This is a genomic window from Streptacidiphilus sp. MAP12-20 (assembly GCF_041262525.1).
Classification (GTDB): Bacteria; Actinomycetota; Actinomycetes; order Streptomycetales; family Streptomycetaceae; genus Streptacidiphilus.
The window spans coordinates 150,699-175,714 of record NZ_JBGCCK010000001.1 but is presented as its reverse complement, the minus strand read 5'-3'; the positions used below and the strand labels follow the sequence as shown (position 1 = coordinate 175,714).

At 69.6% G+C, this 25,016-nt stretch carries 19 protein-coding genes and 1 pseudogene; 11 read left to right on the top strand and 9 right to left on the bottom strand.

Annotated features, from left to right (window positions below):
- Positions 1 to 265: 265 nt before the first annotated feature.
- On the bottom strand, positions 266 to 628 hold the full coding sequence (locus ABIA32_RS00785) for a hypothetical protein (protein ID WP_370091666.1): 363 nt from the start codon (positions 626 to 628) through the stop codon (positions 266 to 268).
- 335 nt (positions 629 to 963) lie between these two features.
- On the opposite strand from ABIA32_RS00785, the gene ABIA32_RS00780 reads away from it, so the two are divergent.
- Positions 964 to 1,416: an SsgA family sporulation/cell division regulator gene (locus ABIA32_RS00780; RefSeq protein ID WP_370091665.1), complete on the top strand. Its 453-nt coding sequence runs from the start codon at positions 964 to 966 to the stop codon at positions 1,414 to 1,416.
- A 53-nt stretch (positions 1,417 to 1,469) separates the two neighbouring features.
- Positions 1,470 to 1,704: pseudogene (locus ABIA32_RS00775) on the top strand (sterol carrier protein domain-containing protein); the annotation flags it as partial.
- 39 nt (positions 1,705 to 1,743) lie between these two features.
- Here the strand turns inward: ABIA32_RS00775 and dnaB are convergent.
- Complete coding sequence (gene dnaB / locus ABIA32_RS00770) at positions 1,744 to 3,312, bottom strand: replicative DNA helicase (protein ID WP_370091664.1); 1,569 nt, start codon at positions 3,310 to 3,312, stop codon at positions 1,744 to 1,746.
- A 355-nt stretch (positions 3,313 to 3,667) separates the two neighbouring features.
- Between dnaB and ABIA32_RS00765 the strand changes: the two genes are divergently transcribed.
- The gene (locus tag ABIA32_RS00765; RefSeq protein WP_370091663.1) at positions 3,668 to 4,975 is read left to right on the top strand and encodes an MATE family efflux transporter; all 1,308 of its coding nucleotides are present in this window, start codon (positions 3,668 to 3,670) and stop codon (positions 4,973 to 4,975) included.
- Positions 4,976 to 5,108: 133 nt separating this feature from the next.
- Here ABIA32_RS00765 and rplI read toward each other — a convergent pair whose 3' ends face one another.
- The 4 genes from rplI to rpsF all read right to left on the bottom strand — a co-directional run bounded on the left by rplI (position 5,109) and on the right by rpsF (position 6,924).
- Positions 5,109 to 5,555 carry a 50S ribosomal protein L9 gene (gene rplI / locus ABIA32_RS00760; protein WP_370091662.1) on the bottom strand — a complete coding sequence of 149 codons (447 nt, stop codon included), beginning with the start codon at positions 5,553 to 5,555 and terminating at the stop codon, positions 5,109 to 5,111.
- Between the two features lie 19 nt (positions 5,556 to 5,574).
- Positions 5,575 to 5,811, bottom strand: a complete 237-nt coding sequence (gene rpsR / locus ABIA32_RS00755) for a 30S ribosomal protein S18 (protein WP_030254746.1) — start codon at positions 5,809 to 5,811, stop codon at positions 5,575 to 5,577.
- Between the two features lie 125 nt (positions 5,812 to 5,936).
- Positions 5,937 to 6,533: a single-stranded DNA-binding protein gene (locus ABIA32_RS00750; protein WP_370091660.1), complete on the bottom strand. Its 597-nt coding sequence runs from the start codon at positions 6,531 to 6,533 to the stop codon at positions 5,937 to 5,939.
- A 100-nt stretch (positions 6,534 to 6,633) separates the two neighbouring features.
- Positions 6,634 to 6,924, bottom strand: a complete 291-nt coding sequence (rpsF, locus tag ABIA32_RS00745) for a 30S ribosomal protein S6 (RefSeq protein WP_370091659.1) — start codon at positions 6,922 to 6,924, stop codon at positions 6,634 to 6,636.
- A gap of 281 nt (positions 6,925 to 7,205) precedes the next feature.
- On the opposite strand from rpsF, the gene ABIA32_RS00740 reads away from it, so the two are divergent.
- The 3 genes from ABIA32_RS00740 to ABIA32_RS00730 all read left to right on the top strand — a co-directional run bounded on the left by ABIA32_RS00740 (position 7,206) and on the right by ABIA32_RS00730 (position 9,903).
- Positions 7,206 to 7,556, top strand: a complete 351-nt coding sequence (locus tag ABIA32_RS00740) for a hypothetical protein (protein WP_370091657.1) — start codon at positions 7,206 to 7,208, stop codon at positions 7,554 to 7,556.
- Positions 7,557 to 7,695: 139 nt separating this feature from the next.
- On the top strand, positions 7,696 to 8,814 hold the full coding sequence (locus ABIA32_RS00735) for a lipid II:glycine glycyltransferase FemX (protein ID WP_370091656.1): 1,119 nt from the start codon (positions 7,696 to 7,698) through the stop codon (positions 8,812 to 8,814).
- 54 nt (positions 8,815 to 8,868) lie between these two features.
- Entirely contained in the window at positions 8,869 to 9,903 is a 1,035-nt protein-coding gene (locus ABIA32_RS00730) for an alanine racemase (protein ID WP_370091655.1), read from the top strand.
- Positions 9,904 to 10,034: 131 nt separating this feature from the next.
- Here the strand turns inward: ABIA32_RS00730 and ABIA32_RS00725 are convergent, their stop codons facing one another.
- Positions 10,035 to 11,642 (bottom strand): glycosyltransferase family 87 protein, encoded by a 1,608-nt coding sequence (locus ABIA32_RS00725; RefSeq protein ID WP_370091654.1) that lies wholly within the window; start codon positions 11,640 to 11,642, stop codon positions 10,035 to 10,037.
- 131 nt (positions 11,643 to 11,773) lie between these two features.
- Positions 11,774 to 14,425 (bottom strand): transglycosylase domain-containing protein, encoded by a 2,652-nt coding sequence (locus ABIA32_RS00720; RefSeq protein ID WP_370091653.1) that lies wholly within the window; start codon positions 14,423 to 14,425, stop codon positions 11,774 to 11,776.
- 491 nt (positions 14,426 to 14,916) lie between these two features.
- Here ABIA32_RS00720 and ABIA32_RS00715 point away from each other — a divergent pair, with 491 nt between their 5' ends.
- From ABIA32_RS00715 to ABIA32_RS00705, 3 genes are all read left to right on the top strand, one after another.
- Positions 14,917 to 15,540 (top strand): PadR family transcriptional regulator, encoded by a 624-nt coding sequence (locus ABIA32_RS00715; RefSeq protein ID WP_370091652.1) that lies wholly within the window; start codon positions 14,917 to 14,919, stop codon positions 15,538 to 15,540.
- Between the two features lie 150 nt (positions 15,541 to 15,690).
- Positions 15,691 to 16,773: an inositol-3-phosphate synthase gene (locus ABIA32_RS00710; RefSeq protein WP_370091650.1), complete on the top strand. Its 1,083-nt coding sequence runs from the start codon at positions 15,691 to 15,693 to the stop codon at positions 16,771 to 16,773.
- 233 nt (positions 16,774 to 17,006) lie between these two features.
- Positions 17,007 to 18,335, top strand: a complete 1,329-nt coding sequence (locus tag ABIA32_RS00705; protein WP_370091649.1) for an MFS transporter — start codon at positions 17,007 to 17,009, stop codon at positions 18,333 to 18,335.
- Here ABIA32_RS00705 and ABIA32_RS00700 read toward each other — a convergent pair.
- On the bottom strand, positions 18,304 to 19,821 hold the full coding sequence (locus ABIA32_RS00700; RefSeq protein ID WP_370091975.1) for a CCA tRNA nucleotidyltransferase: 1,518 nt from the start codon (positions 19,819 to 19,821) through the stop codon (positions 18,304 to 18,306). The genes ABIA32_RS00705 and ABIA32_RS00700 overlap by 32 nt on opposite strands.
- A gap of 414 nt (positions 19,822 to 20,235) precedes the next feature.
- Between ABIA32_RS00700 and ABIA32_RS00695 the strand changes: the two genes are divergently transcribed.
- Both ABIA32_RS00695 and murJ read left to right on the top strand, forming a co-directional pair.
- Positions 20,236 to 22,533: a DUF6049 family protein gene (locus ABIA32_RS00695; protein ID WP_370091648.1), complete on the top strand. Its 2,298-nt coding sequence runs from the start codon at positions 20,236 to 20,238 to the stop codon at positions 22,531 to 22,533.
- A gap of 81 nt (positions 22,534 to 22,614) precedes the next feature.
- A complete protein-coding gene (murJ, locus tag ABIA32_RS00690) occupies positions 22,615 to 24,894 on the top strand; it encodes a murein biosynthesis integral membrane protein MurJ (protein WP_370091647.1) in 2,280 nt (759 codons plus the stop codon).
- Positions 24,895 to 25,016: the final 122 nt, after the last annotated feature.

Below are 25,016 nucleotides of genomic sequence, written 5' to 3'. Positions count from 1 at the left end.
CCGACGCTAATGCGCGCGGGTGGAGCTGCGAAAACGAATTGCCGGTGCCGCGGCAGGGAGCCCGCGGCAAGGCCGGCACGGCGAAGGCCGCGCGACTGGCCGACTCGGCCGCTCGAAGACTCGGCGACCGCCACCAAGATCGCCAAATGCTTCACGTGAAACAGTTAGCGATCTTGTTCGCCGGACGCAGCCTCGTGAAACGAGCCGGGTAGCCGAGTGGCCGAGCAGCCGGGCCGCCGGTCACGCCAGCCGGTTGCCGCTTCCGTCAGAGGAACGGGGTAAGAACAGCCATCTCGGCCCGCAGCCGCTCCGCGTGCTCGGGCCGGCCGACGCGCTCGTACTCCCCGACCGCCGCCTCCCGCTCGGCGAGCTCGGCGCGCACGATCCCGCGCACGTCGTCCTCCGTCAGCAGCCGCCGCTCCACCTCGGCCGCACCAACGCCCACGGCGATCTGCTCGATCGCGAGCGAGGTACCGGCCTCGGGCTCGTTACGCTCGACCGCCTCGGCGTTCTCGATCGCACCGAGCGTCGCGCGCAGCACGGAGGCGGCGGAGCGGTCGCGAGCCTTGATCGCCACACTGAGGGCATCGCGAAGCTGCTGACGGACGGGGGCGGATTCGATCGACATGCCGCCGACGATACGTCTCCCGATGCGGAGAGCGCTGTCCCATTTCGTGGATCGCGACGAGAACAGTTGCCAGAAGCCGCCTCCCTCGTTGATCCGGGCATGACGGCAGACTCGTTGAGGCCCTCTGCGGCACCAGGAGAAACGTTTCGGCAGGAGGAACCCATCTATGCGGACCTCGCTCAGGTCTGGCACAGCACCGGCCGCTCGGTACCCGGCGAGCCCGACCTCGAATGGCGGCGCCTGACCCGCGGCCCCGGCTCCCGACCGCTCCCGGCTCCGCGAGCGGGCCAGCCGCTGTTCGGCAAGCACCGCAGAGGGCTGGGAGGGCAGGAGAGTTGACGTCATCCCAGGCCTTGCCGCCACCCACCGGCCGACGTGCCGCCGCAGCCGCCTGCGGCGCGGACATCCAGCTCCACCTGATGGCGGGACACATCGGCGACATCCCGGTGCCCGCCCAACTCACCTACACCCAGGCCGATCCGTACGCCGTCCGGCTGCACTGCCTGACCAGCCCCACCACGACTGTCACCTGGGTCCTCGCCCGCGAAACCCTCCGCTCCGGCCTACGGCAGGCGTCCGGCCTCGGCGACGTCCTCATCCGTCCCGCCCCCGGCTCCGGTTCCGTCCACATCACCCTGGGCAGCGGCGCGGAAGCCGCCGTACTGCGCGCCGACGCCGCCGAGATCCGGCGCTTCCTACGCTTGACCGAACGCGTCGTCCCCCACGGGGCCGAGAGCCTCCACCTCGACGTCGACACCCTCATCGACCAACTCCGCGGCACCCGCTGACCCGAGAGTCCGCGCGCATCGTCATCGACGACGCCGCCTCCACGGCCGCCCTGCACTCGCTGCGCCAGCAGCTTGCGGACTTCCGCGCCGACCAGGTGAGCAGCGACACCAACTGGCTCTGGGTGCGGTTGCTGCACGTCCCGCGTGCGCTGACCGCGTGCGGATGGGCGGCGCCTCCCCGAGCACACTCGTTCGTGCCGGACCCATCCACGCCCACCGCCCGGGCGCGGCCACCCTCGCCGACGCCCTCTTCTGCGCGCCGATCGCTCCCCGCACTGCCCGCGCTGGTCCCGACCACGCGACGGCCGACCCGGCGCAGCCGGCGTCTCAGCTCTGCGCCATGTCCACGAACCGCGAGTAGTGACCCTGGAACGCCACCGTGATCGTCGCAGTCGGGCCGTTACGGTGCTTGGCCACGATCAGATCCGCCTCGCCCGCACGCGGGGACTCCTTCTCGTAGGCGTCCTCGCGGTGGAGCAGGATGACCATGTCGGCATCCTGTTCGATTGATCCACTTTCACGAAGATCAGAGACCATGGGCCGCTTGTCGGTGCGCTGCTCCGGGCCACGGTTCAGCTGGGAGAGCGCGATGACCGGCAGCTCCAACTCCTTGGCCAACAGCTTCAGGTTTCGCGACATCTCCGAGACCTCCTGCTGACGGCTCTCGGCCCGGCGGGAACCGCCGTTCTGCATCAGCTGGAGGTAGTCGATGACGACCAAGCGCAGGTCGTTGCGCTGCTTGAGGCGGCGGCACTTGGCGCGGATCTCCATCATCGACAGGTTCGGGGAGTCGTCGATGTAGAGCGGAGAATCGTTCAGGTCCTGCATCCGCCGCGCGAGGCGGGTCCAGTCCTCGTCCGTCATGGCGCCGGTGCGCATGTGGTGCAGCGCGACCCGCGCCTCCGCGGAGAGGAGACGCATCGCAATCTCGTTGCGTCCCATTTCGAGGGAGAAGAAAACGCTCGGAATCTTGTGCTTGATCGAGCAGGAACGAGCAAAATCGAGCGCAAGCGTGCTCTTTCCCATTGCGGGCCTCGCCGCCACCACGATCATCTGCCCCGGGTGGAGCCCGTTCGTCAGTGAGTCCAGGTCGGCGAAGCCCGTCGGGACGCCGGACATCTGGCCGCTGCGGGAGCCGATGGACTCGATCTCGTCGAGCGCGCCCTCCATGATGTCGGAGAGCGGGGCGTAGTCCTCGTTCGTGCGCTGCTCGGTGACCGCGTAGATCTCCGCCTGGGCGCGGTTGACGATCTCGTCGACGTCGCCCTCCGCCGCATAGCCCATGCCGGCGATGCGGGTGCCGGCCTCCACCAGTCGGCGCAGGACAGCGCGCTCGTGGACGATCTCCGCGTAGTACTCGGCGTTGGCTGCCGTGGGGACCGAGTTGACCAGGGTGTGCAGGTAGGACGGGCCGCCGACGCGAGTGATCTCGCCGCGCTTCACGAGCTCGCTGGCGACGGTGATCGGGTCGGCCGGCTCGCCGCGGGCGTAGAGGTCGAGGATGGCGCTGTAGATGAGCTCGTGCGCCGGGCGGTAGTAGTCGTTCGGCTTGAGGACCTCGACCACGTCCGCGATCGCGTCCTTGGAGAGCAGCATGCCGCCCAGGACGGACTGCTCGGCGGCGAGGTCCTGCGGCGGGACGCGCTCGTACGCGACCTCGTCGGCGGACCTGGCGCCGGAGTCGCCCCGGCCGCTGCTGTCGTCGCCGCCGCGGCCGCCGTCGCGCTTGCGCGAGAAGGGCAGGCGGTCGCCGGCGCCGCCCCCGGACCCACTCGAGCCGGAGCCCGAGCCGGACCCGGATCCCGAGCCGGAGGCGGAACCCGGCGCGGGCCACTCGTCGTCCGGAGGCGGGGGGACGTCGTCGAAGCCGCCGTCGTCGTACGGTGCCCCGCTCATCGGTGCCGCCTTCCGGTGCCTGTGCCGTGCCGTGCCTAGCGCTCCATTCAACGGCACGGGTCCGACAATGGCCAAGGCGGTTATCCACAGGGGGTGTGGATGACGGCCCCATGCCTGTGGACAACTGCCTCCAGCCTGTGCACGACTCGGGGGACAAGGTGTGGACAACCACTCATCCATCTACCGATCACCGCGCTGACCTGCGATGATGGCCACCGCATCCGGCGCGGGGGAAAAACTTCGGCAGAGAGTCGAGGATCATGACAAACGGTGCACGCGCGGCTGCGCGGCGCAGCGTCGCGTAATAACCCAAAGCCGATTGCACCCATTACCTGTGGATGACTACGGTAGGACCATGCGATTGCGCCAGCACGACCGGGAGATCCTCGCCCTCGCCGTCCCGGCCTTCGGCGCTCTCATCGCCGAGCCACTCTTCCTGATGGCCGACTCCGCCATCGTCGGCCACCTCGGCACCGCCCAGCTCGCCGGACTCGGGGTCGCCGCCGCGCTGCTCGCGACGCTGGTCAATGTCTTCGTCTTCCTCGCGTACGCCACCACCGCCGCCGTCGCCCGACGCGTCGGGTCCGGCGACCGACGGGCCGCTGTGCAGCAGGGCATCGACGGGATCTGGCTCGCGCTGCTGATCTCTGTGCTGGTCGTGGCCGCCGCGCTGCCGCTGGCGCCCGGACTGGTCGATCTCTTCGGCGCCTCCTCGAGCGCCGCGCCCTACGCGGTGGACTACCTGCGCATCAGCGCCGCCGGTATCCCGGCCATGCTGGTCGTGCTGGCCGCCACCGGCGTGCTGCGCGGGCTGCAGGACACCCGCACCCCGCTCGTGGTCGCGATCGCGGGCTTCACCGCCAACCTGCTGCTCAACCTCACGCTCGTCTACGGCGCGGGCCTGGGCATCGCGGGCTCCGCCCTCGGCACCGTGATCGCGCAGTGGGGCATGGCCGCCGCCTACCTCGTGGTGGTACTGCGCGGAGCGCGGGCCACCGGCGCGAGCCTGCGGCCCGACCTGCCCGGCATACGCGCCTGCGCGACCGCCGGCGCCCCGCTGCTGGTGCGGACGCTGAGCCTGCGTGCGGTGCTGCTGATCGCGACGGCCGTCGCGGCCCGGCTCGGGAACGCGGAGATCGCGGCGCACCAGATCGCCATGTCGCTGTGGAGCTTCCTCGCCTTCGCCCTGGACGCCATCGCCATCGCCGGCCAGGCGATCATCGGCCGCTGCCTCGGCGCGGGAGACGCGGCGGGCGCGCGGGAGGCGACGCGGCGGATGGTGGAGTGGGGCGTCTGCACGGGCGTGGCACTGGGCGCGCTGCTGATCGTGGCGCAGCCGCTCTACCTGCCGCTGTTCACGGCGGACCCGGCGGTGCAGCATCAGTTGATGCCGGTACTGGTGGTGGCCGGGGCGATGCAGCCGGTCTGCGGCGTGGTGTTCGTGCTGGACGGCGTGCTGATGGGCGCGGGCGACGGCCCGTACCTGGCCCGGGCGATGCTGGCGACGCTCGCGCTCTACGCGCCGGTGGCGCTGGCGTTCGGTCCGCACGGGCTGGTGGCGCTCTGGCTGGCGATCGGCTTCGCGATGGTGGTGCGGATGGTGTCGATGGCGCTGCGGGCGCGGACCGGGGCCTGGTTGGTGATCGGCGCGGTGCGCGCGTAAGCGCGCATGAAGGGGCGCGAGGAACTGCGCGACAAGCCACCCTTGGTGGTCTGTCGCTGAACGAGCAGGGCCATCCGCATGGGCTGGTTGCTCGCGCAGTTCCTCGCGCCCCTGAAGAGACGCCTTCGGCGTCTTAGGCTGCGACGACGTTGACGCTGATGGCAGCGGCAACGTCGGGGTGCAGCTTGACGGTGACCTGGTGGGCACCGGTGGTCTTGATCGGCGAGCCGATCTCGACGCGGCGCTTGTCCACCAGCGGGCCGTCGACGGCCTTGATGGCCTCGACGACGTCGCTCGGGGTCACCGAGCCGAAGAGGCGACCGGCCTCGCCGGCACGGACGGCCAGCTTGACGGTGAGCCCCTCAAGCTTGGCCTTGACCTCGTTGGCCTGCTCCAGGGTCTGGATCTCGTGGATCTTGCGGGCGCGACGGATCGCGTCCACGTCCTTCTGACCGCCCTTGGTCCAGCGGATGGCGAAGCCACGCGGGACCAGGTAGTTACGGGCGTACCCGTCCTTGACCTCGACGATGTCGCCAGCGGTACCGAGGCCGGAGACCTCGTTCGTGAGGATGATCTTCATGGTTCGGTCACCCTCCTATTCAGCGAGCGGTCGAGGTGTAGGGCAGCAGAGCGACCTCACGGCTGTTCTTCACAGCCGTGGCGACGTCGCGCTGGTGCTGGGTGCAGTTGCCGGTGACCCGGCGGGCGCGGATCTTCCCACGGTCGGAGATGAACTTGCGAAGCAGGTTCGTGTCCTTGTAGTCGACGTAGGTGATCTTGTCCTTGCAGAAGACGCAAACCTTCTTCTTAGGCTTGCGCACGGGCGGCTTCGCCATCGTGTACTCCAGTGTTCGTGATCAAGTCTTGTGTGAGCGCCGCACGTTGACCGACAGAATGCCGCGGCGCAAGGCCGAGGCGGACTGCCGACAGGCGCGTGACGCCTACCGCTGAGCTGCGCGGTCTAGAAAGGAGGCTCGTCCGAGAAGCCGCCGCCGCCGGCCGGGGCACCCCAGCCGCCGCCGCCCTGCTGACCGCCGCCCGCCGGGGCGCTGGACGCCCAGGGGTCGTCGGCCGGGCCGGACTGCGGGGCGTTGCCGCCCCAGCTGCCGCCCTGCTGGCCGCCTCCGCCACCGCCGTTGAACCCGCCGCCCTGCTGCCCGCCGCCGAAGCCACCACCGCCGGGACCGCCCGAGCGCTGGGCCCGGGTGACCTTCGCGGTGGCCGAGCGCAGGCTCGGACCGACCTCGTCGACCTCGACCTCGAAGACGGTCCGCTTCTCGCCTTCTTTGGTCTCGTACGTGCGCTGACGCAGGCGGCCCTGCACGATGACGCGCATGCCGCGCTGCAGCGACTCAGCGACGTTCTCCGCGGGCTGCCGCCAGACGTTGCACGTGAGGAAGAGGCTTTCGCCGTCCTTCCACTCGTTGGTCTGACGGTCGAAGGTGCGGGGAGTCGACGCGATGCGGAACTTCGCGACGGCCGCGCCAGACGGGGTGAACCGCAGCTCGGGGTCGTCGACAAGGTTGCCGACCAGGGTGATGACGGTCTCGCCTGCCATGTCAGACCTCTCGGAGAAGACGTTGCGGGGGTGCGGGTGTGACGGAAACTGCGACTGCTTCGGCGAGGCGCAAGGACGTGCCGCCTCTAGAAAGCGATGCTCAGTGGGTGTCCGGGCGCAGGACCTTGGTGCGCAGCACCTGCTCGCTCAGGTTGAGCTGACGGTCCAGCTCCTTGACGACAGCAGGCTCAGCCTTGATGTCGAGCACGGAGTAGATGCCCTCGGACTGCTTCTTGATCTCGTACGCCAGGCGACGGCGTCCCCAGGTGTCGATCTTCTCGACAGCGCCGCCGCCGGTGCGGACGACATTGGCGAAGTTCTCGATCAGCGGGGAGACAGCGCGCTCTTCGACCGAAGGGTCGAGGATCACCATGACTTCGTAGTGACGCATTGTGGAACCCACCTCCTCTGGACTCATGCGGCCACGGTCTTTCCGTGGCAGGAGGGTCTTCAATACACGTCGGCAACGGTAGCGGCCGCCACTGACAATGTCTGAGAAGACAGTGCTCAACAGACAATGCCCGACGGAACCACACCGGTGCAGACGGTCCAGCCTACAGGCACCCGATCGGGGGCTTGTAATCCGCCCCCGTATCGCCGCAATCTGTACACATCGGGTATGGAGCGCACTACTGTGCGTAATCGTCTGACCTCCCTAAGGAGGCGGGTCCCATGGCTCAGTCACCCATGGTTCAGTCAACCGGCCGGCAGCAGGTCGTCCGCCAGAATCCGCTGGCAGCCCTGCTGAACAGCGACGGCAAGGCGCACCCCCTGGAGAACACGCTGACCGCGGTCACCGCCGTACTCGGCGCGATCGCCATCGCCACCTGCGCTTTCCGCGGCCTGCACCTGCTCGCCTCCTGGTCGGGGCTGGCCGGGCTGGTGACAGCGGCCTTTGCGCAGTACAAGTCGGCGACGACGGCCGAGCGCTTCGTCATCGTGGTGGCGGGCGTGGCGGCCGCCGTGGGGCTGGGCATCGGGCTCGCGCACGGCGGGCTCTTCGGCGGCGTGCTTCCAGGCTGATCCTGATCCCAGGGGGGCGGCGCGCGGCCGCGCTTTGACGAGCCGACCACACGCGCCCCGCCCGTCACCTCTATGGGGTGCTCCTCCAGGGCAGTAGGCTGCGCTGTTGACGCGATCCACGCCCGAGGAGCACCCCCACATGAGCCTGCGCCTGAGGACCATCAGCCGCGAGGAGCACCTGGCCTTCGTCCGTAGCCTGCCTTCCGCGAGCCACATGCAGGTGCCCTCCTGGGCCGACGTCAAGGCGGAGTGGCGGAACGAGAGCATCGGCTGGTTCGACGACAGCGGTCGGATCGTCGGCGCCGGGCTGGTGCTGTACAGGCAGCTGCCCAAGGTCAAGCGCTATCTCGCCTACCTTCCCGAGGGTCCGGTCATCGACTGGTTCGACCCGAACCTCGAGGGTTGGCTGCGCCCGATGCTGGACCACCTGAAGTCGCAGGGCGCCTTCACCGTGAAGATGGGCCCCCCTGTGATCATCCGCCGCTGGCAGGCGGAGACCATCAAGAACGCCATCGCCGGCGGCGAGGCCAAGCGCCTGCGCGACGTCGAGGCGGACTGGTACGAGCCGCGCGCGATCGACACCGCGGACCGGCTGCGCCGGATGGGCTGGCAGCAGGGCGAGGACGGCGGCGCCGGCTTCGGCGACGTGCAGCCGCGCTACGTCTACCAGGTGCCGCTGGCCAACCGCTCCCTGGACGACGTGCTCAAGGGCTTCAACCAGCTGTGGCGCCGCAACATCAAGAAGGCCGAGAAGGCCGGCGTCGAGATCGTCCAGGGCGGCTACGACGACCTGCCGGCCTTCCACCAGCTCTACCTGGAGACCGCCGAGCGCGACCAGTTCATCCCGCGCCCGCTCTCCTACTTCCAGCGCCAGTGGAAGGCGCTGACGTCCGAGGACCCGAACCGGATGCGCCTCTACCTGGCCTACCACGAGGGCGACCCGCTGGCGGGCACCACGATGATCACGGTCGGGCAGCACGTCTGGTACTCCTACGGCGCCTCCACGGTGCACAAGCGCGAGGTGCAGCCGAACAACGCGATCCAGTGGCGGATGCTGCGCGACGCCTACGCGCTCGGAGCGACCGTCTACGACCTGCGCGGCATCAGCGACACCCTGGACGAGTCCGACCACCTCTTCGGCCTGATCCGGTTCAAGGTCGGCACCGGCGGCCAGGCGGCGGAGTACCTGGGCGAGTGGGACTTCCCGCTCAACAAGCTGCTGCACAAGGCCCTCGACATGTACATGCAGCGTCGCTGACACTACGTCAACCAACACTGCTCGCAACCAACCCGTCCCGGAAGGCCCCTCCCCATGGCGCTCAGTCTCTACGTGGACACCCCCCGCTGGCGTGACCACCAGCGCAAGGTGCTGGGGGCCTTCCCCGGCCTGGTCCCGGTCGCCAAGGGCAACGGCTACGGCTTCCGCAACACCCGGCTGGCCGAGGAGGCCACCCGCCTCGGCGCCGACATGCTGGCCGTCGGCACCGCGTACGAGGCGGCCGAGCTGAAGGACTTCTTCGGCCGCGACGTCATCGTCCTGACGCCGTATCGGATCGGCGAGGACCCGGTGCCGCTGCCGCACCGGGTGATCCGCACGGTGGGCAACGTCGAGGGCGTCCGCGCCCTGGTCGGCGGCCGGGTGATCGTGGAGTGCATGACCAGCATGCGCCGCCACGGCGTGGCCCCCGAGGACCTCGGCAAGCTGCGGATGGCCATCGACGACGTGCGGCTCGAAGGCTTCGCGGTGCACCTGCCGATGGACCGCCCCGAGGGCGTCGACCCGCTGGCCGAGACCGCCCGCTGGGTCGACCAGCTGCGCACCGCCGGGCTGCCGCTGCGCACCATGTTCGTCAGCCACCTGAGCTCCGCCGAGATGGAGCAGCTCCAGGGCTGGTACCCGGAGGTGCGCTTCCGCGCCCGGATCGGCACGCAGCTGTGGCTGGGCGACCACGAGGCGATCGACTGCCGCGGCACGGTCATGGAGGTGCACCGCCTGGCCAAGGGCGAGCGCTTCGGCTACCGCCAGCACCGCGCGTCCGGCGACGGCCACCTGCTCGTCGTCGCGGGCGGCACGGCCCACGGCGTGGGCCTGGAGGCCCCGAAGAACATGAGCGGGTTGACCCCGCGCGCCAAGAACCTGGCCCGGGCCGGCCTCGCCACGCTGGGCCGGAACACGTCGCCGTTCAGCTGGAACGGCGCGAAGCTGGGCTTCGCCGAGCCGCCGCACATGCAGATCTCGCTGCTCTGGGTCCCCGGCGAGGTCGCCCCGCCGGCGGCGGGCGAGGAGCTCAAGGCGACGCTGCGGCACACGACGACGCTGTTCGACCGCATCGTCGACCGGCACTGACGCGGGAGCGCCGGAACACAGAACGGACCAAGATCGCTAAATGCTTCACGTGAAACATTCAGTGATCTTGCACAGCGCGATCTTGCACAGCGTGACCTTGCCCAGCGCGAACTTGGTCCGTTTTGCGCCGCTCACTGCCCGGCGACGGTCCCCATCGCGTAGCTGGTCGGCCCGGCGGGCGCGGTGGGTGGCTCCGTGGGCGCGGCCAGGACCTTCTCGCGGGTGAGCGTGAAGACGTCCGCCGCGCCGTCCAGCACGCCGCCCGACGGGTCGTCACTGCCGTCCCGCCGCACCGGGTCCGTCGCGGGCGAGAGGATGTCCCGCACGACCACCACGACCAGATAGAGCGTCCCCAGGATGTGGACCGCGATGGCGGCGTGGTACCAGTCCGGCGGCAGGCCCTTCTGGTTGTTGGTCGAGGTGTAGGCGAGGTAGTACCAGACGCCGAGGAAGTAGAGCACCTCGCAGGCCTGCCAGACCAGGAAGTCCCGCCAGCGCGGCCGGGCCAGCACCGCCAGCGGCAGCAGCCAGAGCACGTACTGCGGCGAGTAGACCTTGTTGGTGAGCGTGAACGCGGCGATCACCAGGAAGGCGAGCTGCGCGAAGCGCGGCCGACGGCGGGCGGCCAGCGCCAGCCAGCCGATACCGAGGCAGCAGAGCCCCAGCAGCACGGTGATGAGCGTGTTCACGGTGGTCGTGTCCACCCCGTCCAGCCAGCCGTTCTGGGAGAGGATCAGCCAGAACGAGCCGAAGTCGATGCCGCGAGCCTCGCTGAAGGTGTAGAAGGTGGCCCAGCCGCTGAAGTTGGCGAGCATGAACGGGATGTCGACGATCAGCCAGGCCACCGCGGCCCCGGCGAAGGCCTTGCCGAAGTCACGCATCCGCCCGGCGCGCAGACAGAGCACCAGCAGCGGGCCGAGCAGGAAGACCGGGTAGAGCTTGGCCGCGGTCGCCAGCCCGATCAGCACACCGGCCCAGACCGGGTAGCGGCGCGCCCAGAACGCCATGCCCACGGCGGCCAGGGCGACGGCGAGCAGGTCCCAGTTGATCGTGGAGTCCAGCGCGAGCACCGGCGCGAGGGCGAAGAGCAGCGCGTCCCAGGGACGACGGCGGTGCGTGCGCGAGAGTGCGACCACGGTCACGACCGCGCAGATCATCAGCATGCCGGAGTTGACCAGCCAGAAGACCTGCTCGCGGTGGACCTCGGCGCCCGCGCCGGGGGTGAGCTTGGCCGCGGCCCAGATGAAGATACCGGTCAGCACCGGGTACTCCAGGTACTGCATGTTCGGGTCGGTCGAGCCGGGGATCTTGTCGACGTAGGGGATGTTGCCGGGCAGGTTGAAGCCGCGCAGCGAGAACAGGTGCGGGATGTCGCTGTAGCAGGCGTGGTCGTACTGAGCCGACGCCCCGAAGAACCAGCCGCTGGAGTAGCAGGGCACCTTCTGCACCATGCCCAGCGCGAAGACGAAGACGGCGACCAGCGCCAGCACCCGCGCCGCGTTCCACCAGCCCACCCCGAGCAGCGCCCGACGCCCCGGCGCACCGCCGATCAGCTCGCTGGCCGCGGCCGCGACCGGGTCCTCGTCGGCGGGCACGACGACGGTGTCCTCCGGCGGCGGCACCGGCAGCGTCGGCTGCGGAGCAGCGCCGCCCCCCGGCACCGCCCACACCGGCTGCACGTGCTCTCCGGCGTCGCCGGCCTCGTCGGCTTGCTGGTCACTCGACGTCATACCGCTCATCCTGCCGCACGATCCTTTCCGGGGGTTGTGGACAACGCGTTGCGGCCGGACTCCACCGGCTTCCTCGGGTACGCCGCGCGGCCCCCACCCGTCAGGGTCGGGGCCGCGCGTCACTCACCTGGCCGAGCCGCTCAGCCGCCTGGCGGCACCAGCGCCCCTCCCGGCGAAGCCGGGGGACTGGACGACCCACCGCCGCCGTGGTGCTTGGAACTCGACGCCGTCGGCGTCGGCGACGAACTCGGGCCAGTGCAGGTGCCCAGCGCGATCTGGAGGGGCGAGCAGGTGCTGCTCCCGGAGCTCGACGGTGTCGGGCTGCTCGACGGCGAGTTGGACGCCGTCGAACTGGAGGACGGCGAGGACGAGGCCGAGCTGCTGGCGGACGCGCTCGGCGAGGCCGAGGGTGCACCGGACTCGTTGCCGCCCTTGGGCAGCGTCGGCGCCGGCGGGAAGTCCTTGGTCGGCTGGCCGTTGAGCGCGGTGGTCATGTAGTCGACCCAGACCTCGGTAGGCATGACAGCACCGAAGACCTTTGCGTAGCCGCCGACGCCCTTCATGGACAACAGGCCTTGGTGGTTCGGGTCTTCCTTGAACAGCACCACCGAGGTGGACAGCTGCGGGGTGTAGCCGATGAACCAGGCGGACTTGTAGTCGTCGGTGGTACCGGTCTTGCCGGCCGCCGGACGGCCCAGGGCCTTGGCGTTCGTGCCCGTACCGTTCTGGACGACGCCCTGCAGCACGTCGGTGACGCTGTTGGCGATGTCCTGGCTCACCGCCTGCCTCGGCTGCACCGCGTGCAGCCAGGTCTGAACCACGTCACCGAGCTCGACCTTGTAGACCGAGAACGGGTCGTGCTCCATGCCCTGGTTGGCGAAGGTCGCGTAGACATCTGCCATGCGGACGGCGTTCGGCGTCGAGGTGCCGATGAAGAAGCCGGCCGACGGACTCTCCAGGGTCGTCGGGTCCAGGCCGAGGTTCGTCGCCGTCTGCTTGACCTGCGAGTAGCCGACGTCCTCACCGAGCTGCACATACGGCGTGTTGATCGACTTCGCCATGGCGAAGCGGAGCGTCCGGTAGCCGTACTTGACGGTGTCGTCATTGGCCTGGTGGAGGAGGCCGTCCGGTTCGGGGCAGGCCGACGTGCCCGACTTGTCCTGCAGGAAGTTGCCGGACTGGTCGTGGATCTTCAGGCAGGGGTCGGCGTTGTACTTGCTGTCCGGGGTGATCGGCGTGGTCTGCGTGCTCCCGGTCTGCATCGCCCCGTTCTGCATGGCAGAAGCGAGCACGATCGGCTTGAAGGTCGACCCGACCGGGACACCGTGGGTGTTGGCGTTGTCGACGTAGTGACCCTTGTCGGTGCCGGGCCCGCCGTAGATCGCCACAATCGCGCCGCTGCTCGGGTCCACCGAGGCGGCGCCCGCCTGCACGTTCGCGTCGGCTGAGTGCTTCTTCGGGTCGAGGTGCGCCTTCTCCATCTTGGCGACCGCGTCGGAGAGGGCGTAGACCTTGGCCTTGTTGAAGGTCGTGTAGATCTTGTAACCGCCGCGGGCGAGCATCGCGTCGGTCAGTTGTCCGCCGGAGTGCTGCGTGGCGTAGTTGGTCGCCATGTCGACCAGGTAGCCGACCTGCCCCGTGAGGTTCGAGTGCTGGGCCCACTTGATAGGTGTGGGGAAGCCTTTGGCGATGAGCGCGTCATGGTCGGCCTGGGTCATCCACTTGTTGATGACCATCCGGTTGAGCACGTACGTCCAGCGGCCGACGATGTGGTCGTAGACCGCCTTATTGCTGGTGACGAGGGTGTCGACGTTCTGGAACGTGCTCGGCTCGTTGACCGTGGCCGCGATGAAAGCGCCCTGGCTGACGCTCAGCTTCGCGACGGGGACCCCGTAGTAGGCCTCGGCTGCAGCCTCAATGCCGTAAGCGCCGCGCCCGTAATAGTTGGTGTTCAGGTATCCGGTCAGCACCTGGTTCTTGGAGAGGCCACCGTTCGCGATCCTGATCGAGATCAATATCTCGCTCAGCTTGCGGGAGGCCGTCTGCGCGCTGTTCAGGTAGACGTTCTTGACGTACTGCTGCGTGATCGTCGACCCGGACTGCACGCTGCCACCGGTCGCCATGTTGCGGACGGCGCGCAGGATGCTCATCGGGTCGATGCCGGCGTTGGTCTCGAAGGTCTCGTCCTCGGCGGCCATGAAGTCGTGCTGGACCGGGACCGGGATCTCGGAGATCGGCACGATCTGCCGGTTGACCTGGCCGCTGGTGGCCATGACGGTTTTGCCGTCATCCCAGTAGAAGATGTTGCTCTGCAGCGTCGAGGCGGCGTTCGGGTCCGGGACCGTCACCTGGGCGTAGGCATAGCCGATCACGGCCGTCAGACCGCCGAACATGAGCAGGAAGCAGCTCGTCACCAGCTTCCACGAGGGCAGCCAGCGCCGTACTCCGCTCTTGCCCCAGCGCGGGTAGTCGATGAAACGCTTCGGCTTCGGCCCCTGCGGCGGCTGCCCGCCCCGGCCGGGACCGCGACCAGCGCCTCCGCCGCCGCGACCACCCGCGCCACGACCGCCGCCCTTGCCCTGGGCGGCGCGGCGCATTTCGGCGCGCGTCAGCCGAGGCTGGGCGGTCGTCGCGCCGGGCGCGCCGGGGCCGCCCTGCGGGCGGGCGGTGCGGCGCGGGGACATGCCCGCGCTCGGGTGACCGCTGACCGGTCCACGCCCGACGGAGGTGGGCCCGTCCGGGCGGCGACCGCTCTGCGGTTGCGGCTGCTGTTTGCGCCGGTGTTCGCTCATGCTGCTTCCAGCTGTTCCTCGGTCTACAGGCTGTGCGGCCTGAAGGCGGCGATGGTCCTGATCCCCCAAGGCGCAGGCCGAAGAGACCAGAGTGCGCCGAGGACGGGGACGCCCCAGCATCCCCTTTGGTTCCCGTACGTCCCGGCGGCTTTCTGCATAGGCGACAGAGTACGCAGCCTGGGAAGGTACCTAACCGGGCGTCAACTACCAATTGGGACATAACGCCGGAAGATCCTTGCGAAAGCCCAGCCAAACTCCCGCCTCGTCCCCACCCAAGCGCTACCCACACGCCACCCCACACGGCACACCCGCCCCGCCGCACTCAGCTTCCCCTTATGCACAAGCAACAACTGTGAGCGTCACCACCGGGCACCCCCTTGCCGTCATCCCGGCCACGCCATATCGTCTCGATGTATCGACTCGATACATCGAAGTGGCATACTGCAGGTGTCGGACAGCGCAAGCGACGCGGAGGGAGGCGGGAGAGGAAGATGAGCAGACGCTCGGGAATCCTGGAGTTCGCCGTCCTCGGCCTGCTGCACGACTCGCCCATGCACGGTTACGAGCTGCGCAAGCGGCTCAACGTGCTGCTCGGCTCGTTCCGTGCCTTCTCCTACGGCACGCTCTACCCCTGCCTCAAGGGCCTCGTCGCCCAGGGCTACCTGGTCGAGGACAACCCCGACGCCGAGTACATCCCCGCCACCGCCCTCAACGGCAAGCGATCGAAGATCGTCTACCGGCTCACCGGTGAAGGCAAGCAGCGCTTCGAGGAGCTGCTGGCCGACTCCGGGCCGGACGCCTGGGAGGACGAGCACTTCGGCGTCCACTTCGCCTTCTTCGGCCAGACCGACAGAGCCGTGCGCATGCGCGTGCTCGAGGGTCGCCGGAACCGGCTGGAGGAGCGGCTCGAGCGGATGCGCGCCTCATTGGCCCGCACCCGCGAGCGCTTGGACGCCTACACCCTCGAACTGCAGCGCCACGGCCTGGAGTCGGTCGAACGCGAAGTCCGGTGGCTCAACGAGCTGATCGAGACCGAGCGCGCCAACCGCAACGGCCGCGGCCCCGCCACCGGTCCGCCGGGCAGCGAGGCCGAGCAGCATCACGCGGAGCAGTAGCACGCGGGCGGCAGGGGGACTGCCGGCAATCAGCATCGACGCAGCGCTTCTCCGGTTCTCCGGACGCACTGCTTTTCAGACGTACCGCATTGAAGAAGGCAGAGATTCGTGCCGCAGCACGAGTCTCACGAGCAACAAGGAGCAACCGGAATGAGTTCGGTTCGCGTAGCCATCGTGGGTGTCGGCAACTGCGCCGCCTCGCTGGTGCAGGGTGTCGAGTACTACAAGGACGCCGACCCGAACGGCCGCGTGCCCGGCCTCATGCACGTGCAGTTCGGTGAGTACCATGTCAGCGACGTCGAGTTCGTCGCCGCGTTCGACGTGGACGCCAAGAAGGTCGGCCTCGACCTCGCCGATGCCATCGGTGCGTCCGAGAACAACACCATCAAGATCTGCGACGTGCCCTCCACGGGCGTCCAGGTGCAGCGTGGCCACACGCTCGACGGTCTCGGCAAGTACTACCTGGAGACCATCCAGGAGTCCGCCGAGGAGCCGGTCGACGTCGTCCAGATCCTCAAGGACCGCCAGGTCGACGTTCTGGTCTGCTACCTGCCCGTCGGTTCCGAGGCTGCGGCGAAGTTCTACGCCCAGTGCGCCATCGACGCCAAGGTCGCCTTCGTCAACGCCCTCCCGGTCTTCATCGCCGGCACCAAGGAGTGGGCGGACAAGTTCACCGAGGCCGGCGTGCCGATCGTCGGTGACGACATCAAGTCCCAGGTCGGCGCGACCATCACGCACCGCGTGATGGCGAAGCTGTTCGAGGACCGCGGTGTCATCCTCGAGCGCACCATGCAGCTGAACGTCGGCGGCAACATGGACTTCAAGAACATGCTCGAGCGCGAGCGCCTGGAGTCCAAGAAGATCTCCAAGACGCAGGCCGTCACCTCGCAGATCCGCGACCGCGACATGGGCGCCAAGAACGTCCACATCGGCCCGTCCGACTACGTGGCCTGGCTCGACGACCGCAAGTGGGCCTACGTCCGCCTCGAGGGTCGCGCCTTCGGTGACGTTCCGCTGAACCTGGAGTACAAGCTCGAGGTCTGGGACTCCCCGAACTCGGCCGGCGTCATCATCGACGCGGTCCGCGCGGCGAAGATCGCCAAGGACCGCGGCATCGGCGGCCCGATCCTGTCGGCGTCCTCCTACTTCATGAAGTCCCCGCCGGTTCAGTACTTCGACGACGAGGCCAAGGAGAACGTCGAGAAGTTCATCCGCGGCGAGGTCGAGCGCTGATGCGCTGACGCGCGTCTTCGCATGGGGCGCGAGGAACTGCGCGACAAGCCACCCAGTGTGGCGAGTCGCTCAGCGAGCAGGGCCACCGCACAGGGTGGTTGCTCGCGCAGTTCCTCGCGCCCCTTGCATGTGCCACTGGCCGCTTCAAGATCGCTATATGTTTCACGTGAAACACTTAGCGATCTTGGTTGCGTACGCGTGCAACCGCACTCCACGCGTGCCACGCTTGGCCGGTGGCGACGTCCCCTTCTCTTCTCGAGCTCCTCGAACTGCGCGGCTTCCGTCGACTGCTCGCCACCCGCCTGCTCTCGCAGCTCTCCGACGGGATCTTCCAGGCCGCCCTCGCCGCCTACGTCGTCTTCTCGCCCGAACGGCAGCCGACACCCACCGCCATCGCCTCCGCCTTCGCGGTGCTGCTGCTGCCGTTCTCCGTCGTCGGCCCCTTCGCCGGCGTGCTGCTCGACCGCTGGCGGCGACGCCAGGTGCTGGTCAACGGAAACCTGCTGCGCCTGGTCTTCTGCCTCGGAACCGCCGCGCTCGTCGCCGCGCACGCGCCGACCGGGGCCTTCTTCGTCGCCGCGTTGGCCGTGACCGGGGTCAACCGCTTCGTGTTGTCCGGGCTCTCGGCCGCGCTGCCGCACGTCGTCAGCGAGAACCTGCTGATCGCCGCCAACTCGCTCGCGCCCACCGCGGGCACCCTCGCCGCGACCCTCGGCGGCGGCGGCGCCTTCCTGGTCCGGCTCGCACTGCCCGCCGGAGCGTGGAGCAACGCGCTGCTGGTCTGCCTGGCCGGGCTCGGCTACGCCTGCGCCGCGCTCGCCGCGTCCACCCTGGGCAAGGACTCGCTCGGGCCGGACCGGGCTCATCTGGACGAGGCCGCCGGAACCTCCGTCCGCAGCGCCGTCGTCGACACCGCACGCGGACTGCTCGACGGCCTCCGGCACCTGCTGCACGACTGCCGCCCCGCCGCCCGCGCGCTCGGGGCGGTGGCGGTCTGCCGGTTCTGCTACGGACTGCTGCTGGTCGTGCTGCTGATGCTCTGCCGGAACTCCTTCGTGGCCCCCAGCGACCAGGCCGGCGGGATCCGCTGGCTGGGCACCGCCCTCGCCGCCTCCGCGGGCGGCTACTTCAGCGCGGCCGCGCTCACCCCCTGGGCCGGTCGCAGACTCACCGTGCCGGGCTGGCTGACGACCTGCTGCGCGCTGGGCGCCGTGCTGACCGCGGCGCTCGGACTCTTCTTCACGCCCTGGCCGACCATGGCGGCCGCCTACTTCCTCGGCCTGCTGACCCAGGGCGCGAAGATCAGCACCGACACCGCGGTCCAGAGCGGCGTCGACGACGCGTACCGCGGCCGCGTCTTCGCGCTCTACGACGTGCTCTTCAACGGCGCGCTGGTGGCTGCCGCCGCGCTGTGCGCGCTCGTGCTGCCGGTCTCCGGCCGCTCGGTGCCCGTCGTGCTGACGGCGGCGGCGCTCTACGCCGCCACCGCCCTCGCCTACGGTGCCACCCGCCCGTGGCGCGCGGCCCGCGCTACGCCTGACGCTGCGCCCACCACTCCTTGAGCGCCGCCTGCGCGGCCTCCTCGCCGAGCGGGCCCTGCTCCAGGCGCAGCTCCATCATGAACTTGTACGCCTCACCCACCTCACGGCCCGGCCGGATGCCGAGCAGCGCCATGATCTGGTCGCCGTTGAGGTCCGGGCGGATCGCGTCCAGCTCCTCCTGCTCCTTGAGCTGCGCGATCCGTTCCTCCAGGCCGTCGTAGGTCTTGGAGAGCGCCGCGGCCTTCTTCTTGTTGCGCGTGGTGCAGTCCGAACGCGTCAGCTTGTGCAGCCGGTCCAACAGCGGGCCGGCGTCGCGGACGTAGCGGCGCACCGCCGAGTCGGTCCACTCGCCGCTGCCATAGCCGTGGAAGCGCAGGTGCAGCTCGACCAGCCGGGAGACGTCGGCGATCAGCTCGTTGGAGTACTTGAGGTCCCGCAGCCGCTTCTTGGTCATCTTCGCGCCGACCAGCTCGTGGTGGTGGAACGAGACGCCGCCGCCCTGCTCGAAGCGCCGGGTGCGCGGCTTCCCGATGTCGTGGAGCAGCGCGGCCAGGCGCAGCGTCAGGTCGGGCTTGCCGTCGCCCTCGCCGGTCGACTCCAGGTCGATCGCCTGCTCCAGCACCGTCAGCGAGTGCTCGTAGACGTCCTTGTGCCGGTGGTGCTCGTCGAGCTCCAGCTTGAGCGCGGGCAGCTCGGGCAGGACGTGGGCGGCGAGGCCCGTGTCGACCAGCAGGCTCAGGCCCTCGCGCGGGTGCTTCGAGAGCAGCAGCTTGTTCAGTTCGCCCTGGATCCGTTCGGCGGAGACGATGTCGATCCGGTCCGCCATCTCCGTCATCGCGGTGACCACCTCGGGGGCCACCGCGAAGTCGAGCTGGGCGGCGAAGCGCGCGGCGCGCAGCATCCGCAGCGGGTCGTCGGAGAAGGACGCCTCGGGCGTGCCCGGGGTGCGCAGCACTCCCTCGGCCAGGTCGGCCAGGCCGTGGTGCGGGTCGACGAAGACGGCCTCCGGCAGCGCCACGGCCATCGCGTTGACCGTGAAATCGCGGCGGACCAGGTCCTCCTCGATGGTGTCGCCGAAGGTGACCTCGGGCTTGCGCGAGTTCCTGTCGTAGAGCTCGGAGCGGTAGGTGGTGATCTCGATCTGCAGGTCGTGCTTGCGGACCCCGACGGTGCCGAAGGCGATGCCGACGTCCCAGACCGCCTCGCCCCAGCCCTTGACCAGCTTGAGGATCTCGTTGGGCCTGGCGTCCGTGGTGAAGTCCAGGTCGTTGCCGAGCCGGCCCAGCAGCGCGTCCCGCACCGAGCCGCCGACCAGTGCCAGCTTGAAGCCGGCCCGCTGGAACCGCTCGCCGAGCTCGACGGCGACCGGGTAGGCACGGAGGATCTCGCGCAACTGCTCGGCCTGCGTCTCGCTCAGCGCGTCGCCGCCCGCAACCGGGGCTGCGGCAGGCAGCACGGCAGGGTCAGCGGCGGGGGCGGATTCGGGCACGGGGAAGCCGGAGGGCATAGCTTGGGACACGACAGACAAGGGTACGGGGCCCGGCGGTACCAGCGCTGCACAGTTATGACCTGGCGGGCCACAGGTGCGGCGCCACACCAGCGCCCACAGCGGGGTCTACAGCGTGGGCCACAGCGGGGGCCACAGCGGCGGGACGGCAGCGGGACAGCTATGGCCCAGCAGCCGCACAGCCGGCGCCGTCCCGGACCGGCGCGTTCCTGGGACTTCCATGTGCTGCCCCCATCCGGGCCTGCCCAGCGGCACACGGGACCACCCGGCGTCGTTACCATTCCAGGGCGCGCAACGCGCGGCGAGCATCCCTGGGGACAGCGACAAGAACGGCGAGGGCGCGTGGGCGAGGCGGCGACGGGGAGGTGGCGGGCGAGCGGACTGCCGACAGACGGCGGAACCCTTCGTACCCGGGTGCGACGCGGCGGCAGGCTGCAGGGCTGGGGGCGGCTCACACTCGCCTCGGGTCTGGTCCTGCTGGCCGGCCCGACCCTGGCTCCGGCCGCGGAGGCGGCCCCGCAGATCAAGGTGACCGAGGTGCCTGGCTCGGCGCCGGCCGCCGCCGGCACGGCCCCGCGTGGTACCGGGCTCACGACCAGGGACTCGAACGTCCCGATCGACGTCACCCTCGACACCGTCCTGCCGGCCGCGCCCGCCCCCACCGGCCAGGTCACCCTGACCGGCACCGTGACCAACCGCGGCACCTCCACGATCGACGGGCTCCACGTGGGCCTGACCACGACCGGCCGGGCCGTCAGGAGCCGCTCCGAGATCGAGACGACGATCCCGAACGGCAAGCCGTCGGACCTGGACGGCCTCGAGATCGACGACCCCTCGCTGCAGGCGAAGATCGGAGCCCTGGTCCCCGGGGCCAGCGCGCCCTTCACCATCACGGCGCCGGTCGGCAAGCTCCGCCTCGGCACGGGCCCGGACGGCGTCTACGTCCTCGGCGTCGACGCCCAGAGCACGGTCGGCGCCACCGCAGGCAGGACCCTCGGCATCACCCGGACCTTCCTGCCGATCCACCCCGCCAGTTCGACCGACAAGCCGACCAAGGTCGCCACGCTCTGGCCGCTCACGGACGCCCCCAAGATCCAGGCGCAGACCTACCTCGACCCCTCGGGCGTCGAGGAGCCCGTCCTGACCGACGACAATCTGGCGGCCTCGCTCGCCCAGGAGGGTCGCCTCAACCAGCTCACCGGCATCGGCCAGGCGAACCCGGGACTGCACCTGAGCTGGGTGATCGATCCCGACCTGATCGACACCGTCTACGCGATGACCAAGAACTACCAGGTCGCCGGCCCCGCCGCGGACGCGCAGGGCGCCAACAACACCTGCAACTGTCTCAAGAAGGGCACCGGCTCGGACGCCGCCTCCGCCTGGCTCAGCAGCCTGCAGAACACGCTCACGCAGCCGAGCAAGGCGGACGTGATCTCGCTGCCCTACGCCGACCCCGACCTCGCCTCGCTCGCGCACAACGCCGGCGGCGGGCCGACGCTGAGCGCCCTCCTTCCGCTCACCACCAGTGCCCTCGGCCTGGACCGGCTCCAGGTCGACGCCGCGCACAACGTGGCCTGGCCCTACCAGGGCGCCGTGGACACCTCGATCGAGCGTCTGGCGAAGACCAGCGGCGCCAACCAGATCATCGTCAACGGCACTTCGCTGCCGGACAGCCAGAACCTCAACTACACGCCGAACGCCGCCCGCTCCATCGGCAACGGGATGACCGCGGTGGTGGCGGACGGAGCGCTGGCCAAGATCTTCGCCGGCGATCTCTCCTCGAAGAGCGCACAGACCGCCGCGACGCAGCAGTTCCTGGCCGAGACCCTGGCCATCACCCAGGAGCGCCCGGACCAGCAGCGCTTCGTCCTGGTCCAGCCGCCGCGACAGATGTCAACGGCGACCGCGCAGACCCTGGCGACGGCCCTGACCGATGCGCAGTCCGGCAAGTGGGTGTCGCCGACCGATCTGAAAAGCGTCGTCCAGGCGGGCGCCACCCCCGGAGCGAACACCTCGGTACCGCAGAGCTACCCGGCGCAGCTCAGATCCACAGAGATCAGCGCGGACGCGTTCGACGGCCTCCTCCGCTCCGGCGAACGGCTCGCCTGGCTGGAGCAGATCCTGACCCGCCCCGACCGCCTGCGCGAGCCGTTCAGCGCCGCGATGGTCCGCTCGGTCTCGACCGCCTGGCGTGAGAACGCGTCCGCAGGCAGCGACTACCGCCAGTCGATGGGCGGCTATGTCAGCACCCTGGGCGTGGCGGTCAAGATCCTGCCGAAGGCGACCGACGTCGTGGTGCCCGGCAACAACTCCTCGGCGCAGGTCGCGGTCACGGTCGAGAACGACCTGGAGCAGACCGTGGGCAAGATGAGGCTCTCGCTGACCAGCTCCGCTCCGAAGCGGCTGCAGGTCAACACGTCCGACTACGACGTCAGCGTCACGGGCGGCCGAACCAAGAAGACCTACAAGTTCAAGGTCACCACCACGGCCAACGGCACTGTCCCGATGACGGCGACGCTCTACAGCACCCAGGACGGCCATCAGATCAGCCAGATTCCGTTCAAGGTCAACGCGACCTCGGTCTCCACCGGAGTGATCACCGTCATCGCCGGCGGCGGGTTGCTGGTGGTGCTGGCCGGGCTGCGGCTGTACTGGAAGCGGAAGAAGAATGCGGCGCTGGAGGCCGCGAACTCCGAAAACCAGGAGCCGTGAGACGCCGTCCGGCGTCCCAGAGGTGAGAGGGTAGGCACCTGGTATCTGGCTACTGGTACGCGACGACCCGGAGAGAGACGCATGAGCGCGCCGCGCGACGGCAGGACCCCGCAGGGCACCGACGGGCACGCGCCTGATCCGTACCTCGACCAGACCTATGCCCACGATCCCTATGCGACGGACCCGTACGGGCAGCAGCAGCCCTACGACCAGCAGCCCCTCGATGCACCGGCGGCCCAGTCGTTCGAGGCGGCGTCGTTCGAGACAGCGTCCTTCGAGGCAGCGTCCTTCGAGGCACAGCAACCGCAGTACGCCCCGTACCAGCAGCAGCCGTACCAGCCGCAGGGCTTCAGCCAGGCCTACAACGACCCCCAGCAGCAGCCGCACCCCCAGCAGTCGCAGTCCCAGCCCCTCCCGCCGCAGCAGTCCGGCCACAGCCCATGGGCCGAGCAGGGCGGCAGCGGCGTAGGCGGCGCCGAGGAGCAGTACGTCGGCGTCGACGAGCTGATCAGCGGCGCGGGCCGGCGCCAGCAGGCCCGCGAGCAGGCCCAGACGCAGCAGCAGCGCAATCAGGACGAGTCCTACGACTTCCTCTTCCGCGACAGCGGCCCGAGCCTCTACGGCGAGGCGGGCGGCGACTCGGTCGCGGAGGCCACCAGCACCATCCCGCTGCTCGTCCCTGCGGACCTGCCGCAGCGCCCGGACGGGACGGCGCAGCCGGACACCGGATCCGCCGCGGCCAAGGGCAAGGTCGCGAGCATCCTCAACTCCAGCGCGATCATGGCGGCGGGCACGCTCGTCTCGCGCGGCACCGGCTTCGTCCGCACGATGGTCATCGGCCTCGCGATCGGCTACGCGACCCTGGGCGACGACTACAGCGTCGCCAACACGCTGCCGACCATGCTCTACATCCTGGTCGGCGGCGGCGCGCTCAATGCCGTCTTCGTGCCGCAGCTCGTCCGCAGCATGAAGAACGACGACGACGACGGCGAGGCCTACGCCAACAGACTGCTGACCCTGGTCATCGTCGGGCTCGGCCTCGTTGTGCTGGTGACCGTGCTGGCCGCCCCGCTGCTGGTGCGGATGGTGTCCGACACGGCGATGGCGACCCCGGCCTCGGCGAGCACCACCGTCGCCCTGGCGCGGTACTGCCTGCCGACGATCTTCTTCATGGGTCTGCACGTCGTCATGGGCCAGATCCTGAACGCGCGGGGCAAGTTCGGCCCGATGATGTGGACGCCGGTCCTCAACAACATCGTCATCATCTTCACGTTCTCGATGTTCCTCTGGGTCTACGGCCCCTGGAACGGCACCCACATGGGCGAGCCCGGGCACGTGGTGATCCCCTCCGCGGGGATCCGGTTGCTCGGCATCGGCACCCTGCTCGGCCTGGTGGTGCAGTCCCTGGCGATGCTGCCCTACCTGAAGCGCGCCGGCCTGCGCTTCCGTCCCCGTTTCGACTGGCGCGGCCACGGGCTCGGCCACGCTGCCAAGCTCGCCAAGTGGACCTTCCTCTTCGTCCTGGCCAACCAGGTCGGCTTCCTGGTCGTGACACAGCTCGCCACCGCCTCCGGTGTGGCCTCGGGCGACAACGGCAAGGGCCTGGCCGCCTACCAGAACGCGCTGCTGATCTGGCAGCTGCCGCAGGCCGTCATCACTGTCTCGATCATGAGCGCCGTGCTGCCGCGCATCTCGCGGGCCGCTGCCGACGAAGACGGCACAGCGGTCAGGGACGACATCTCGTACGGGCTGCGCACCTCGGCCGTGGCGATCGTCCCGGCGGCCTTCGCCTTCCTGGCCCTGGGCCCCGCGATCGGTGCCCTGATCTACGGGGAGGTGTCGATCGGCTACATGGTCTCGGCCTTCGCCCTCGGGCTGATCCCGTACTCCGCCCAGTACGTGCTGCTGCGCGGGTTCTACGCGTACGAGGACACCCGGACGCCCTTCTACAACACCGTCTGGGTCGCCGTCAGCCAGGCGCTGCTCTCGGTCATCTGCTACGTCGCGCTCCCGGCGAAGTGGGCGGTCACCGGGATGGCCTTCGTCTACGGCCTCGCCTACGTGGTGGGCCTGATGGTGGCCGTGCCGCGGCTGCGCCGCCGGATCGGTGACCTCGACGGGCAGCGGATCAAGCAGACCTACGCCAAGCTCGTCGGCGCCAGCGTGGTGCCGGCCCTCGTCGGTGCCGGGCTCTGTTTCGGGGTCATGCACGTGCTCGGGCACGGCCGCCTCGGCGGGCTCGCGGCCGTCGCGGTCGGTGGACTGGTGCAGCTGGCCCTCTTCGTCGTCGTCGCGCAGCGGATGCGCATCGAGGAACTCAACTCGCTTCTCGCCATGGTTCGCGCGAAAATCGGACGCTGAGGACCTACCGCACGCAAATCGGCTCTCGTGAGCAACCAAGGTGCCCCTCCGACGGTCGTACCTGTGGGAGCGAGTTGGCACAATTGATCGTGGGCTCGGAACATGATCGATGGCAGTGCGGT